Annotated in this window: 11 protein-coding genes and 2 pseudogenes; 9 read left to right on the plus strand and 4 right to left on the minus strand. The window is 63.4% G+C overall.

Features of this window, described 5'->3' with window-relative positions; genetic code table 11:
* A pseudogene (locus J3S89_RS21425) lies at positions 1 to 371 on the plus strand (hypothetical protein); the annotation flags it as partial.
* Positions 372 to 385: 14 nt separating this feature from the next.
* On the opposite strand, the gene J3S89_RS21430 reads toward J3S89_RS21425, so the two are convergent.
* Positions 386 to 799, minus strand: a complete 414-nt coding sequence (locus tag J3S89_RS21430) for a helix-turn-helix domain-containing protein (protein WP_217931351.1) — start codon at positions 797 to 799, stop codon at positions 386 to 388.
* Positions 800 to 1,245: 446 nt separating this feature from the next.
* Here J3S89_RS21430 and repA point away from each other — a divergent pair, with 446 nt between their 5' ends.
* From repA to repC, 4 genes are all read left to right on the plus strand, one after another.
* Positions 1,246 to 2,454 (plus strand): plasmid partitioning protein RepA, encoded by a 1,209-nt coding sequence (gene repA / locus J3S89_RS21435; protein ID WP_217931371.1) that lies wholly within the window; start codon positions 1,246 to 1,248, stop codon positions 2,452 to 2,454.
* Positions 2,451 to 2,594, plus strand: a complete 144-nt coding sequence (locus tag J3S89_RS21440) for a hypothetical protein (protein WP_217931353.1) — start codon at positions 2,451 to 2,453, stop codon at positions 2,592 to 2,594. Before repA ends, J3S89_RS21440 begins: the two co-directional genes overlap by 4 nt.
* Entirely contained in the window at positions 2,591 to 3,598 is a 1,008-nt protein-coding gene (gene repB, locus J3S89_RS21445) for a plasmid partitioning protein RepB (RefSeq protein WP_217931355.1), read from the plus strand. The genes J3S89_RS21440 and repB overlap by 4 nt, the downstream gene beginning before the upstream one ends.
* A 211-nt stretch (positions 3,599 to 3,809) precedes the next feature.
* Positions 3,810 to 5,039 (plus strand): plasmid replication protein RepC, encoded by a 1,230-nt coding sequence (repC, locus tag J3S89_RS21450; protein WP_217931357.1) that lies wholly within the window; start codon positions 3,810 to 3,812, stop codon positions 5,037 to 5,039.
* A 162-nt stretch (positions 5,040 to 5,201) separates the two neighbouring features.
* Here repC and J3S89_RS21455 read toward each other — a convergent pair whose 3' ends face one another.
* A complete protein-coding gene (locus J3S89_RS21455) occupies positions 5,202 to 6,320 on the minus strand; it encodes an alpha/beta hydrolase (protein ID WP_217931359.1) in 1,119 nt (372 codons plus the stop codon).
* 187 nt (positions 6,321 to 6,507) lie between these two features.
* On the opposite strand from J3S89_RS21455, the gene J3S89_RS21460 reads away from it, so the two are divergent.
* Positions 6,508 to 7,404 (plus strand): helix-turn-helix domain-containing protein, encoded by an 897-nt coding sequence (locus J3S89_RS21460; protein WP_217931361.1) that lies wholly within the window; start codon positions 6,508 to 6,510, stop codon positions 7,402 to 7,404.
* 110 nt (positions 7,405 to 7,514) lie between these two features.
* Here J3S89_RS21460 and J3S89_RS21465 read toward each other — a convergent pair.
* Positions 7,515 to 8,103 (minus strand): annotated as a pseudogene (locus J3S89_RS21465) (IS3 family transposase); the annotation flags it as partial.
* Positions 8,104 to 8,166: 63 nt separating this feature from the next.
* Positions 8,167 to 9,096, minus strand: a complete 930-nt coding sequence (locus J3S89_RS21470) for a LysR family transcriptional regulator (RefSeq protein WP_217931363.1) — start codon at positions 9,094 to 9,096, stop codon at positions 8,167 to 8,169.
* Positions 9,097 to 9,282: 186 nt separating this feature from the next.
* Between J3S89_RS21470 and J3S89_RS21475 the strand changes: the two genes are divergently transcribed.
* The 3 genes from J3S89_RS21475 (at position 9,283) to J3S89_RS21485 (ending at position 14,186) form a co-directional block, all read left to right on the plus strand.
* Positions 9,283 to 10,677 (plus strand): MFS transporter, encoded by a 1,395-nt coding sequence (locus J3S89_RS21475; RefSeq protein ID WP_230489101.1) that lies wholly within the window; start codon positions 9,283 to 9,285, stop codon positions 10,675 to 10,677.
* Between the two features lie 153 nt (positions 10,678 to 10,830).
* On the plus strand, positions 10,831 to 13,521 hold the full coding sequence (locus J3S89_RS21480; RefSeq protein ID WP_217931367.1) for a nitrate- and nitrite sensing domain-containing protein: 2,691 nt from the start codon (positions 10,831 to 10,833) through the stop codon (positions 13,519 to 13,521).
* Positions 13,522 to 13,556: 35 nt separating this feature from the next.
* Positions 13,557 to 14,186 carry a Crp/Fnr family transcriptional regulator gene (locus J3S89_RS21485; RefSeq protein ID WP_217931369.1) on the plus strand — a complete coding sequence of 210 codons (630 nt, stop codon included), beginning with the start codon at positions 13,557 to 13,559 and terminating at the stop codon, positions 14,184 to 14,186.
* Positions 14,187 to 14,554: the final 368 nt, after the last annotated feature.

Here is a 14,554-nt window from a genome sequence, read left to right on the forward strand (position 1 = left end):
TAGCTAATCTGTTCTTTCGCGGGGCGCTGGCGGCGCTCGCACCGGACGGCCCAGGCACCATCATCGTCGGACTCGGCGGTCTCGTCGTCTACTCGGGGCTTCTCTTCACGCTCCTCACCTTCAGTTCCGCCTTCATCGGCCAGGTGCCGGAACTCGTCATGAGTTGGGTCGACACGCATCTCGTCCACCGACGTGACGGCGCGGCTCACGTCGCATCAGGGTTCGGTGGTTGGTTGCCGACGCGGACGTCCGCCGTGACGGGTGCGACAGGGAGAGCGATCGAGGGGGCTGGGTCCGAGATGTCGAAGAGGCGGCAGTTGTTGTTGCGGCAGCGAGGTGAGCGGCCCCCGCGGCAGGGAGGCAATGCATGACCCGTGGCAATCACTCACTCGGCCTGTTCGCTGGCCAGACCTTCCACCAGTTGGAGGATCAGCGCTCGCTTGGTCGAGCTGGCGATGCGGTTGAAGGCTCGGTTGAGCTCCCACCCCTCGGGGGTTTCGAGGAAGCGCCGAAGGGTTGTCGCCTCGTCGTTTGTCGCCGGATCGAAGATGACGAATGCCTCCTCGTCGACGTCGGCGCAGAACCAAGCGATCGGGATCTCCAGCGCCCGGGCGAGGTCGACCAGCTTGCGCGCCGAGACGCGTGTCGTCGCCCGCTCGTAGAACGAGATGGCTCGCTCGGTGTCGCTCGTGAGCGCTGCAAGGCCCCTCTGAGTGAGCCCGCGTGCTTGGCGATGGTGCCGGAGGCGGGCCGCGACGGCGCGGTCGGCGTCTGTGATGCGGTGCGGGGTGTCGGGCATGGGGCCGTGGGCTCGCGGCGGTGCTGGTTCGGGACGAAGGTATCTGTGGGTGAAAGAGCGCTCTGGGCAAGGGATAGCAGTTCTTGCGGGCGTTTGGTCCATTGCAGGAGGTCGACTGAGGATTTCTATAGCGCGATGGGAGGAGGCAGATGGCGCACGTATTGGAACCCCCAAATTGTTCGTGATCGGGAAGTCGGCCATTCTCACCTAGCAAATTCGCTGGGGGGCGTTTGCGATCGCCCATATTCATTCTTGCCGCCGACTCTGGAGGCGAAGTCTTCGATTCGGGAATTGCTGAGGATTGATCTGTGATGGGCTCGTTGGCAGGTAAGGAACCGTTAACCAATAAGTTCTTGCCAGAATCGCGCATTTCCGTATCGTCACGACAAAGAGGCCGAAACGGCGATTTTTTCGTGACGAGAGATGCGAACGTGAACACGCTCCGAATGCCCCCCGCAGATGGTGGTGCGACCGTCGACATGATGATCGGCGAACAGGCGCGCCTGCTGAGTTCCCAGCTCCAGGCGATGAGCGAAGCGCTCTTCCCACCGACGTCCCAGAAGACGCTTCGGCGTTTCACCTCCGGCGAGGCCGCTCGCCTGATGGGCATTTCCGACTCGACCCTCCGTAAGATGACACTTGCTGGAGAAGGCCCGCAACCCGATCTCACCCATTCTGGACGGCGTCTCTACACGCTATCTCAGATCAACGAGATCCGTGCCCTGCTCGCCGCGTCAGCGCGCGGGCGGGATGCGCGTGAATTCGTTCCACATCGTTCCGGCGGCGAGCATCTCCAGGTCATCGCCGTGACCAATTTCAAGGGTGGATCGGGAAAGACGACGACCTCGGCCCACCTCGCGCAGTACCTCGCTCTGCAGGGATATCGGGTTCTCGCCGTGGACCTCGATCCGCAGGCCAGCTTGTCGGCGCTCCTCGGCGTGCTGCCGGAGACGGATGTCGGTGCCAATCAGACGCTCTATGCGGCGATCCGCTACGACGAAGAGCAGAAGGCGCTCCGAGAGGTGGTCCGGAAGACCTATTTCGATGGCCTGGATCTGGTGCCGGGCAATCTCGAACTGATGGAGTTCGAGCACACGACGCCGCGTGCGCTCGTGCGCGGTGGCCAGGGCGAGAGTTCGGTCTTTTACCTCCGGATCGCCGAGGCGCTCGCCGACGTCGCCGATCGATACGATGTTGTGGTGATCGACTGCCCCCCCCAGCTCGGATACCTCACGCTGAGTGGACTGTGCGCGGCGACAGCGATGACGATCACAATCCACCCGCAGATGCTGGATCTCGCATCGATGAGCCAGTTCTTGCTCATGACGCACGACCTGCTCTCAGTCGTTCGCGAGGCCGGCGGGCGCCTGCAATACGACTTCATCCGGTATTTGGTGACCCGCTACGAAGCTCAGGATGGTCCGCAGACGAAGGTTGTCGCCTTCCTTCGCAATCTTTTCGGCGACCATGTCCTCACCAACCCGATGGTGAAAAGCACCGCGATTTCGGACGCGGGTCTGACCAAGCAGACGCTCTACGAGATTGGCCGAGAAAACATGACGCGGTCCACGTATGACCGCGCGATGGAGGCGCTCGACGGAGTGAATGGCGAGATCGAGGGCCTGATCAAGGCAGCTTGGGGGCGGGGCGCATGATCTCGATCGTTTATAGCCGTAGCTTTCCGGCAATCGTGCTCGGCCGTTCTGTTGCCTTGTTGGGAGCTCCCAACGGCTCGAAAAATCGAATGGTCGGCGTTTCGCATGAAAACGATGTCCGAGAGGTCGATCTGCCATGAGCCGCAAGGACACTGTGAACTCGCTGTTCATGACCAAGTTGGGAGCTCCCAACCCGTCGCCCGCTCAGGACAAGGAGCGAGTCCGAAGTGGTGCCATCTCTGCGATGGGAAGTTCGCTGCAGCAGCTCGCGGACGATGCGAAGGCTGCGTCTCGGCTGCAGGAGCAGTTGGCCGCCGGCCAAGTCGTGATCGAACTCGACCCCGCTCTGGTCGATGGATCGATGGTTCGTGATCGACTGACGCTCGAGGTCGATCCGAGCTTCGACGCTCTCGTCGAGAGTATCGAGGTCAGCGGGCAGCAGGTCCCCATTCTCGTTCGACCTCATCCGAAGGAGGCTGGGCGATACCAGGTCGCTTACGGTCATAGACGCCTGCGGGCCGTGGCTCGCCTTGGCCGATCAGTTCGGGCCGTCGTTCAAAAAATGACGGATGACGAGTTGGTCGTTGCCCAGGGCAAAGAGAACCTTGAGCGCAAGGATCTCTCCTTCATCGAGAAGGCTCTCTTTGCCCGTCGCCTGGAAGACATGGGGTTCGAGCGGGCCGTGATCGTCGCTGCCTTGTCGACCGACAAGGGCGATCTCAGCCGTTACATTTCGGTCGCGAGGATGATCCCCGAGGATCTCCTGATCGATATCGGTCCAGCCGGAAAAGCCGGCCGCGCACGATGGCTCGCCGTCGCAGAAAGGCTCGAGCACCCCGGCGTCGCCGAGAGGCTCGCCGAACTCCGCATCTCCGAGCAGTTCCGCGCCAGCGATTCCGACGGACGCTTCGCTCTGGTCTTCGGTAGTCTCACCTCAAGCGCCCCGCGTCCCGAGCGTTCGGTGACCGAGTGGTCTACTCCCGGTGGCCTGAAGGCGGCGCGGGTCGAATACGGCCGGGGCAAGACCACTCTCACCATCGATGAGCGCTTCGCGCCCAAGTTCGGAGCTTTCGTCGCCTCACGGCTCGACGAACTTCATCGGCGGTTCTTGGAAGAAGGAGGCCAAACTCAGGGTGAGGGGTGACTAGGAGCAGCCCTATCGGTTTCGAACGTGTCAATGAAGAGGTAGTCCGCAAAGAAGAAAGGCCCCCGAAACGACGTTCCGGAAGCCCATCTCTCTAGTTTGGCGACTGAGAGAATCACACTTCCGCGAATCGCTGTCAAGGTTTTAGAACCCGTCGGCTTGTCGTTGACGGCGAGCAGATTTTCTTTGCCCGAACGAAGGCAAAGGCATCATGCAGCCCTATCAGTCCAGAACGCCCTTCGGAGGGCGATCGCTGACGCTCGCCCATGTGGCGGCGCAATCCAAGGCGGAGGCGCGAGCCCCCGAGAAGGTCGTCCACAAGTGGGAGGTCTTCCGTTCGATCTGCACTGCCAAAGTCAGACTCGGGGTCTCCGAGCGGGCGCTGGCGGTTCTCGACGCGCTCTTGAGTTTCCATCCGGAGACGACGCTCTCGGGCGATAAGCTCGTGGTGTGGCCGTCGAACCGGCAGTTGGCGCTCAGGGCCCACGGAATGGCGCCGGCGACGTTGCGTCGTCATATCGCCGGCCTCGTCGACGCCGGCCTCGTCGTGCGCCGCGACAGCCCCAACGGTAAGCGGTACGCCCGCAAGGGGGAGGGGGGCGAGATCGATCAGGCCTTCGGCTTCGATCTGACGCCGCTCGTCGCCCGCGCCGAAGAGATCGAGAGCCTCGCCGAGGACGTCCGCGCCGCCGATCGGGCGCTGCGGCTGGCGCGCGAGCGCATCACCATCTGTCGCCGCGACATCGCCAAGATGATCGCCGCCGGCCTCGAGGAAGGCGTCGCGACGCGCCGAGAGGGCAGGGGACCGGCCGACTGGAGCGAGGTTCACGCCCATTTCCGCTCGATCGTCGAGGGCATTCCGCGCAATGCCGGCCTCGCCGAGCTCGAAGGGATCGCGGAAGACCTCTCGATGCTTGCCGACGATGTGTTCATGCTGTTGGAAACGCATGAAAAAGACGAAAATGCGAGCGCCGATGAGTCTCAAATTGAGCGCCACATACAGAATTCAAATCCACACCTCTCTACTGAACTTGAACCTCGCTTCCGAGAAGTGAGGGCGGCGAGGGTGCAAATCGAACCACGAGCGCCTAAGCTCGCGGATGGCGCCTTCCCCTTGGGGATGGTGTTGCAAGCCTGCCCCGACATCGTCGACTATGCGAAAGACGGTATCTCCAACTGGCGCGACTTCCTGGCGACGGCCGCCGTGGTGCGGCCGATGCTCGGGATTTCCCCGAGCGCTTGGGAGGAGGCGAGGGGGATCCTCGGCGAAGTCCCGGCATCGGTCGTCGTCGCGGCGATCCTGCAGCGTCACGCCATGATCGCGTCGGCTGGCGGCTACCTGCGCAGCCTGACCCGCAAGGCGGAGGAGGGCGGCTTCAGCCTCGGCCCGATGCTGATGGCGCTGATCGGCAGCAGGAAGCGGGAAAAGGCGAGAGCATGATGGGGCCGATCGGGTAGGACGCGGCCTTGGTTCGCCGGCTCATGAACAGAGTTTGGACGTCTGAAAGGGCAGGGGGGCAAGCCCCTCGTCGAGCGAGACGAGGTCGCTAGGTGAGGTTGGATTCGGACCAAACTCATGACCGGCAGGAACGTGAGGAGCGGGTCAGCCGAATTGGTGTCTCTCACGGCTCGAGGGGCACGGTGCCGCCATGGTGGGCGAGGCGGTCGATCGGCGCTCGGTTCTGGGGAAGGGCGGCAGTTCCGAGAGACCCCGCCCGCCCCGGATGAGGTCGAACAGGTGGCCGAGGCGTTCGAGAGCTTCTCGGCTCTCCGGCAGCAGTGATCCGGCGCCCTGGAATTCGTGGATCATCGAGGGCCACACATCCAACATCACCTCGCATCTCTGCCGCTCCAGCTCTCCAGCGAAGTCGCGGATCATGTCGATCAGGATTTCGTGCCCGCCCCCTTGCAGATAGACCGGCGCCAGGCCTTGATAATCCTGATGAATCGGCGACAGCGCCTCGCGGGTGGCGTCGCATCCCGCCATGAGCCATTCTCTGAAGAGCTGCGTCTGCCAGCCTTGAACGAGATCGAAGCGTTCATTGGCGTAGAGGCTCGTTCCTCGCGGGCCCACATCGGTCCAGGGACAGAGCCCGATGGCGAGCGCAGGCTGGGGAAGCCCCGCCGCACGCAGGGCCGGCAGCAACATCAGAGCGAGATGTCCGCCGGCCGAATCTCCGGCGACGACGATCCGGTGTGGATCCACACCGCGCTCCAGAAGAAGACGGTAGGCTGCGAGCGCATCCTCGATCTGGGCAGGGTGAGGATGTTCCGGTGTCAACCGATAGTCGACGGCGAAGGTCTCCGATCGTGTCGCCTCGGCGATCAACGCCACCATGTGCCGTGTGATCTCGGCGGAGAGCGCATACCCGCCGCCGTGAAAATAGAGCAGACTGACGCCGCCGAGATGCGCATCGGGCAGGATCCTGTCTCCCCTCGCGCCGGCCCCTGAAAAGGGCTCGATCGACACGGCCGGCACATCGTTTCCCAGCAGCATGATGCTGTCGAAAAAATCGCGCCCCTCCCGCATGTCCGCGAAGGAGAGTGCCCGGTTCATGTGCCGCCGCCAAAAAAGGATCGAGGTTTCGAAGCGCCAGTCCCAAGCGGGATCCAGCTTCCGGCCGAAGAGACGGCGTACCCCTACGACAGCAGAATACCAACAGAGAACGGTTGCATTCTCGATATTGTACGAGAGGCGACCGTTGTAAATGACACGAGGCATTTTCACTCCTTGTTCAACCGGTCGCAACGGCGCAATTCGAGCCTCGGATACATTTGTTGTGAGCCAGGGCATTGCGGTCACATCGGAAATTGCTTCGAGCGCCTTGGGGTGATGATTTATTTGTTTTCGAGTTTGCCGTATTGAATGTTGTCGACATCGCCATGAAGGCGAGGGATCAGGAGGGGCGATGGCCGCCCAGCGAACCGGCCCGGCAGACAGAGACGACGGATGCGGCCTGCTGTTGCCGCGCCGATCGCTGTCGGGGTGCATCTTCGCCGCCATCGTGCGCGACACGCGCGGCACTCCTCTCGCTCCAGAGGAACGGGTCAACTATTTTCCCGCAGCTCCCTTCTGTGCGGTCTGCCTGTTCTTCGAAGGGCAGAGCTTCATGGCGACGGATTGGAGCCCTGCCGGCATCGGCGAGGCCATGACGGAGCCTCTGCCGGCCTTGGTGTTTTCCGGACCACAGGGCGGACCCACCGTCAGCATCAATCCGGGGCCGGTCCACGCAATGTTCGTCGGTCTCTATCCCGAAGCCCTCCAGGCGCTGCTGGGCATCGACATCGGCCACCATCGCGATCGCATCGTGCCGGCCGACGCCGTATTCGACCGGTCCATGCTCGCGCTGTTGGAATTCGCCCGCAGGGCCGACAGCGCCACCGATGCCTTCGAACGGTTTCAGGATGGGCTCGATCCGTTGTGGCAGTCGATCCGGTCCCGAAGGAACGCCACGCCCCACTGGTTGGCCGATTGGACACATCACCTGCTGCAGCAGGCCGCGATCTCGGGCGTCGGCCGCAGTCTGCGTCAGGTCGAACGACGAATGAAGACCTGGACCGGCCAGTCCTACCGTGACCTCGCCAAGCTCGTCCGACTCGAAGTCGCCTTCGCCGACGCGATGCAGCGGATGACCGACGACAAGGAGGACTGGGCGCAACTCGCCGCCGCGAACCGCTTTTCCGACCAGCCCCACCTCGTCCGCGAAGTCCGGCGCAATACCGGTTTCCCGCCAGCACAATTGCGCGAGCGCATCAAGACGGAACGAGCCTTCTGGTATTACCGTCTCATCGGGGAGCTCTATTGAGAACCGGAGCTGATTATGAGCGGGGATCGGCCGGGAGCGACGTCATGCGGCTCGGCGCGCAGACGAATGCAGGATCCGCCGGCGAGCCAGAGCCGGCCGCGTTTCGGTTATTTGGACGGGACCTTCAGCCCCTCGCGTCGCCAGATCCGTTCGACCCGCTTGTCATTGACCACCCAGCCGGCCGTCGAATGCAGGAGTTCGGCGATCTTACGGTAGCCGTAGCGCCCGTACCGGCGAACGAGTTCGACGATATCGGCGGTCAGCCTCTCTTCGTCGTCTCGCCCGCGCGGGACTTGGCGCTGGGTCGAACGGTGTTGTCCGAGCACGCGGCAAACCCGGCGCTCGAACAACTTTATCACCGATCGCACATGATTGATGCAGGCGCGGCGACGCGCGGGGCTCAGAAGTTTAGCTTCGCAGGCCTTCGGCTCCCTTTGCGGCCTCGGCCAAGATGGGCTTGTCGAGCGTCAAAACGGCGACGGCCTTCCGAAGGCGGGTGTTCTCGGCCTCCAGATCCTTCAGACGTCGAACCTGGTCAGACTTCAGCCCACCGAACTCTCGGCGCCAACGATAGTAGGTGAGCGAGGTCACCCCGATCGCCCGCACGGCATCTGCGACGGGGCTTCCTTGGCTGATCAGCACGTCGGCTTGACGCAGCTTGGTGATGATCTCTTCCGGCTTGTGGCGCTTTCTCGGCATCGGATCGTCCTTCCTCTCTGTCCGAAGACATACATCGGGATGGACCAATTGGAGGGGGGTAGATCAGGTGCTTTTGGCCAATGTCTCTGGTCCATCGCTTGTTCGCTTTGCACAGACGGCATGGACGAGAGCCCTGAACCAGCGATGGGCGGGATCGGCGTCGAGGCGGGGATGCCAGAGCAGAGAGATCGTGATCTCCGGTACGACAATGGGAAGTGGGACGACGACCGTGCCTCGGCGCAGGTCTCGGGTGTGGATCTCGGGAACGGTTGCGATGAGATCCGAGGTGCGGGTGAGGGCGAGAGCGGCGGAAAAGCTCCCGACGATCACCGTGATTTCCCGCGTCAGCCCTTGCTCGGCGAGAAGATCGTCGATCCGACTTTGTGGTCTGGCGCGGCGCGAGACGAGGACATGGTCGCCCGCAGCATAGCGCGCCGAGGTGACCTCGCCTCGGGTGAGGGGGTGGCCTTCGCGAACCACGGTGACGAAACGATCGTGGAAGAGCGCCTTGGCTCGGATTTCCGGACCGATGTCCTCTCCGAGCACACCGGTTTCGAGATCGATCGTCCCGTCGCGGAGCGGGGTGCTGTCCTTGTCGGGCTTTTCGACGAAGTGGATGCGCACATGCGGCGCCTCTTCGGTGAGGCGGGTGAGGAGCGCTGGACCGAGAGTTTCGATGAAGCCGTCACGGGTGCGTAGCGTGAAGGCGCGCGTCAGGGTCTTCGGATCGGTCGCCGCCACGGGGCGCAGCACAGCCTCGGCCTCCTCGACGAGAGTGCCCACTCGTCGGCGGAGTTCCAACGCACGCGGAGTGGCGACGAGGCCCCGACCAGCTCGGACGAGAATCGGATCGCCGGTTGTCTCCCTTAGACGTGCCAGGGTCCGGCTCATGGCCGAGGGACTTAGCTTCAACCGCTCGGCAGCACGAGCGACGCTGCCCTCGGTGAGGAGCACGTCCAGAGCAACGAGGAGGTTCAGATCGGGCATCGGCATGACGTTGTCTTAGCACATGGCGTTTGATGCAGGAATAACCTGTAAATGCTGCGTCTTCCGCCATGTGTAACTAGCGGCTACATCGTCCTCGTCCCTCGCGGAGGGACATCGAGCAAGGAGGCGATGATGCGAACGAGCAAAGCCAGACGAAGCCGAGCGGGCACCGAGGTGGAACCCGTCCGTCCCATGATCACGTGGGCCCTGATGGGGCTCGCACTGTCTATCCTTTTGGCTTCCCTGGGCACCAGCGTGACCAACATTGGTCTGCCTACACTCGCCTCGGTGTTCGAGGCCTCCTTCCGAGAGGTCCAGTGGGTGATCCTCGCCTATCTCCTCTCGATCACGACACTGATCGTGGGAGCGGGCCGATTGGGCGACATGTTTGGTCGTCGACGGCTGCTTCTGTTCGGGTTCGCTGTCTTCACTCTCGCCTCGGCCGCCTGCGGTGCGGCGCCGACCTTGGCGATGCTGATCGTGGCGCGGGCGGTTCAAGGGCTGGGCGCCGCCTTCATGTTGGCGCTCGCCATGGCTTTCGTCGGCGACATCGTGCCCAAGGCGAGGATCGGCAGCGCCATGGGACTACTCGGCACCATGTCGGCGATCGGAACCGCGATCGGCCCGTCGCTCGGCGGCATGCTGATCGCTACGGTGGGATGGCGAGCGATGTTCCTCGTCAACGTGCCCTTGGGGATTGCCGCCATCGCCTTCATCTGGTCCGATCTGCCGGCAGATCGTCCCTCCACCGCTCTCGAGCGCGGTCGCTTCGATGTGATCGGCACGACTCTGCTCGCCCTGGTGCTCGCCGCCTATGCCCTCGCGGTGACTGCCGATCGCAACGGTTCGGCCGACCAAATTTGGGCGCTCTTCGCCACGGCCGCCATCGGTGCGTTCGCCTTCGTCTTCGTCGAATTGCGCAGAGCTACGCCTCTCGTCCGCCTCTCGCTCTTTCGAGATCCCATGCTGTCGTCCGGCCTCTTCGCCAATACCCTGGTCTCCACCGTGATGATGGCGACACTCGTGATAGGGCCTTTCCATCTCACGCGAGGCCTGGGGCTCGACGCCGCCCGGGCGGGCCTGATCATGTCGATCGGCCCGATCGTCTCGGCGCTGACGGGGATTCCTGCCGGCCGTCTGGTGGATCGCTTCGGCGGCGGGCGTATGGCCCTGGTCGGGCTGATGAATATGATGGTGGGATGCGCTCTTCTCGCCCTCACGCCGGCGAGGCTCGGCATCGTGGGATATGCCGCGCCCCTCGTGGTGCTCACTTCCGGCTACGCCATCTTCCAGGCGGCCAACAACACGATGGTCATGGCCGACCTGCCGGCGGAGCGACGCGGCCTCGTCTCGGGTGTGCTCAATCTCTCGCGCAATTTCGGTCTGATGACCGGTGCTTCGGTCTTGGGGGCGGTCTTCGCCTGGGCTTCTGGTGCGGACCCGCGCTCGGCGGCGCCGGACGATGTCGTCGTCGGTACGCACGCGACCTTCGCTGTTGCTCTCGTGCTGGTCGTTCTTGCAATGACGGCGACCGCGACCAGCCTGCGCTGTTCGGACACAGCCAGCTGTGCCTCGTGTTTGATCTGAATCACGGCACTGCTCCTATGGACGGTGCCTACGTTCCCGGCGCCGGTGAGCGGAAATGTCGAATTCCGCAGCCGATAGGCGTAGTGCGACCGGATATCCAGGGAAAGCGGGTCGACGATCGTGTCCTATGAGCCCGGGCTGATCGAAATGGGCATGATCGAGGGCGATCACGCGCGGTTGCTCGACCTTCTGACGAAGATCGAGACGGCTCAAGCGCGTGGTCACCGACGCGCCGTTTCACGTTTGTTGCGCTCGTTCCTCACGGCTTTCGATCGTCATTTCGAGATGGAGGCCCGCGTCCTGCGCGAATTGGGATGCGCCGATCTCGATCGTCGACATTCCGAGTTCATAACGTCGCGCTGCTGGTTGGTGTCGCATCCGGTCGACCTCAGCGATAGCGAACAGACGGGACGGATCATCGCCTTCGTGCGGGCGTGGCTGTTCGACCACGTTGGACGACAGGACGGCGCCCTCGTCCTTGGGGAAGATCATGGTTCGCGGCCCGGGGGGGGCCTGCGGCGTGTGAGCCTCGATTTCATTCCGCTGCGCTGGCGTCTGATGCTCATCGGCGTGATCCCGCTGGCGATCATGCTGGGTCTAACCTCGATGTTCTTCCTCGGGCTGTTGGACGGCCTTCGTTCGGCGGATCGGCTGCGCGACGTGGTGGCAATCGATGCACGCGTCGACGATCTCGTCTTCGAACTCCAGGAAGAGGGAAATCAGGCGATCATGATCGTCGGTTCGCCGCGTCGCGAGCGGGTGCTCTTCGAGGAGCAATTGTTGCGAACCGATGCCGCGCTCTCCCGCTTTCGAGAAGCGGTCGGTCGGATTCGGGCGGCTATCCCCGACCGCTCCGTCGTCGATGCGATCGACAATGCCGAAGCCTCGTTGGCGCTGCTCCCCCGGTCGCGGTCCGACGTGCAGATCGGGAGTTACGATGTCTACAGCACGATCGAATATTACGAGACGATCGTGGCTGATCTGATGGAGATCTCGCCTGCGACGACGCGGCAGTTGACGCCCTCCGACGTCGCCCACCGGGTGAGCGCTTGGATCTTCCTGTCGAAGGCGCGGGAGCGAGCCGGTGCCGAGCGGCTTCTCGGCACGTCTCTGCTCTCCGGCGTCATGATCAGCGTGATGTCGCACGATTCCCGGTTCGTCTCCCAGTTCGCCACGGAACAGGAGACGTTGGCGCGCACCTTCCTCGGCCTTACCGAAGGACGGATCGCCTCGCTCTTCACCGCGGCGCTGACCGTGTCGCCGATGATGGACAACATGCGGCGGAGCTTCGAGGCGGAGGCCGCGAGCCGTCCCACCGCGCTCGACTGGTCGGACACGGCCGGTCTGCGTCTCCAGCGGATGCGCACGGTGGAGACGAAACTGGCCGCCGAGATCGAAGAACAGGCGACGGCCTTCTACGAGCGATCGGAGCGCCATGTCACTCTGGTCGGAGGGGGAATTCTCCTCGTCGTCTTGATTTCGTCGGCGCTGATCTCGCTTCTCGGCTTGAGCGTCCTGCCGTCGTTGCATCGGTTGGGAACGGCCCTGCGTCGGCTGGCCGACGGTGAGAGGCTGGTCGCGGTGCCCGACACCAGCGGGCGCGACGAGGTGGCCGAGTTGGCGCGCGACGTCGTCGCGCTACGCGATCGTCTCATCGTGGGCGACCTGCTCGAAGCGCGACGGGGAACGGAGACCGTCGATCGCCTGCGCGCCACGCTCGACAATCTGCCGGGGATCGTCTTCCGTGTCGCGCAGATGCATGGAGAGGGTGCACGCGTGGTGGCGGTGAGCCGCAAGCTCCAGCACCTCGTCGGGCTGCGCGACAAGGAGGCTCTCGATCGACCACTCGGAACGGTCCTGCGGGCGTGTATCGAGCCGAGTGATCGTCTGGCGTTGCTGCACCTCCTGCGCCGGATCGGGGCTGGGCCCTTCGATTTCGAATGTCGCCTGCGGCGGGGGACGGACAAGCGTCAGGTCTGGGTCCGAATTCTCGCCTCTTCGGTGGAGACCGGTAACGGACGCCTCTGGGACGGTGTGGCTCTCGACGTGACGGCGACCAAACTCGCCGAGGCGGAGCGGCGATGCCTCCAAGAGGAGCTCGATCGCCGTCATCTCTCGCAGGCGACCAACCGCCTCGCCTCTGGAATCGGGACGGAACTGTCGCAACTGTGGTCACCGTTGCGCGACAATGCCGAGCGGATTCTCCGGGAGCTTCCCTCCGGAACCCCCATATGGCGGGCTGCTCGGACAATCCACGACATCGCTCTGCGCACGCAGCGGCTCGCGGAGCAATTGCATCTCACGCTCGACGGCGGTCGGACGGACGGTGTCGTCGATGTCGTCGATCGACTGGCGGCGGTACTGGCGGCGCAGGAACTGCAGGTTCCCCAGGGCGTGTTGCTCGAGACCCACTTCGACGGGCGCGAGGCGCGGGTGTCGTGTGATGGGGAAGCGCTCGACCACATGATCACGAATCTGGTGAGCTACGTCGGAGAGACGCTCGGGTCCGACCCCGGAATCGTCTCGATCCGCACGGATGTGCGCGAGGTCGAGGGAGGTGCACACCTCTGCATCTCGATCAGAGACGATCGGTCCGTGCAGACGCCTCGCACGCTCTCCAGGGTGCTGCGCATGCAGACCAGCCGCGTCACCGCAGGGCGGGGCGAGGAACTCTCGCTCGCCATCGTCCGGCTGGTGGTCGACGGCGCTCGTGGTTGGATTCAATCGCGTGTCACCGCGCACGGCGGCAGTACGCTCGAAATATTCCTACCCGTCGCGGCCGCGTCGGCGGGCAATGTCATTCGTCTCGAGAGGTCGTCCCGATGGTCGAAGCGCGATCACTGAGTTCAGGAGTTCGGACTTCGCACGGTGATGCCCTCGTGGACGTCATCCGTCGCCTGTTTCCGCAAGAGAGTGCGGCGACGATCCACTATCGACCGCGGTCCTATGTCTTCCATCAGGGCACGCCGGTCGATGCCGTCCATCTGGTGATGAAGGGCACGTTCGTGCTCGAACGCATCGATGAAGACGGTCGGATGGCGATGTTCGGAACCCAGCCGGTCGGCGCGCTGCTCGGTTGGCAAGATCTGTTGGACGGTCGGGTTCATCGCAGCAGCTGCCAGTCGATCTGCTCCAGCGATCTCATCGCGATCCCGACGGAGCGCTTCGAAACCGTTCTGCGCGAAAGTGAAGAGCTTCTGCTCAGGCTCATGCAACAGGCCGCGGCCCAGACGAATTTCTACGAGGAACATATTTTCCGTCTCTCCACTCTCGATGTTCCCGAGCGGCTCTACCGGACCCTTTGGACCATCGCCGGCTCGCCCGAGATGGAAGACGAAGTGATCGAAGTCGAGACGCCCCTGATGAAGCGAGACATCGCAGCACTCGTCGGAACGTCTCCAGAGAGTGTCTCTCGCGGCTTGCGGCAACTGTCAAAATTGAAGATCGCCGAATTCACCGAGAGAAACACATTCAGACTTCTGCCGAACAAGAAGATAGATTTCAAGTGAGATGACGTCCATGCTGCGGCGCGGGTGGATTTCTACGCCCCTCACGAAAAGTAGATGCTCGCTCACATGGTCGCAATGCGTCTGCTGTGCCCCCCGTCTCTCATCCAGCTGACGCCAGAGTCCTCGGGTATTCAGCGGATTTAGCGGGGCAGCACGAAATACTTGGACCGCACTCCTCCGAAACGGCGTCGTCGTGTGACGGTGGCCGTTCGCTTCGGTGGGGCGAGCCCACTGGCCAAGATAGTCGCCTGTGAAGAAGGCGATTTGAGCGCGATCGGCGTTCATACGGCGGCGTGACGCTCGCTTTGTAGCGAGGCGGCGATTGCGAAGAGCAGGGCGACGAGGGCACAAAGAAGCTTCCTCAGCCA

The organism is Pinisolibacter aquiterrae (assembly GCF_019160155.1).
GTDB lineage: Bacteria > Pseudomonadota > Alphaproteobacteria > Rhizobiales > Ancalomicrobiaceae > Pinisolibacter > Pinisolibacter aquiterrae.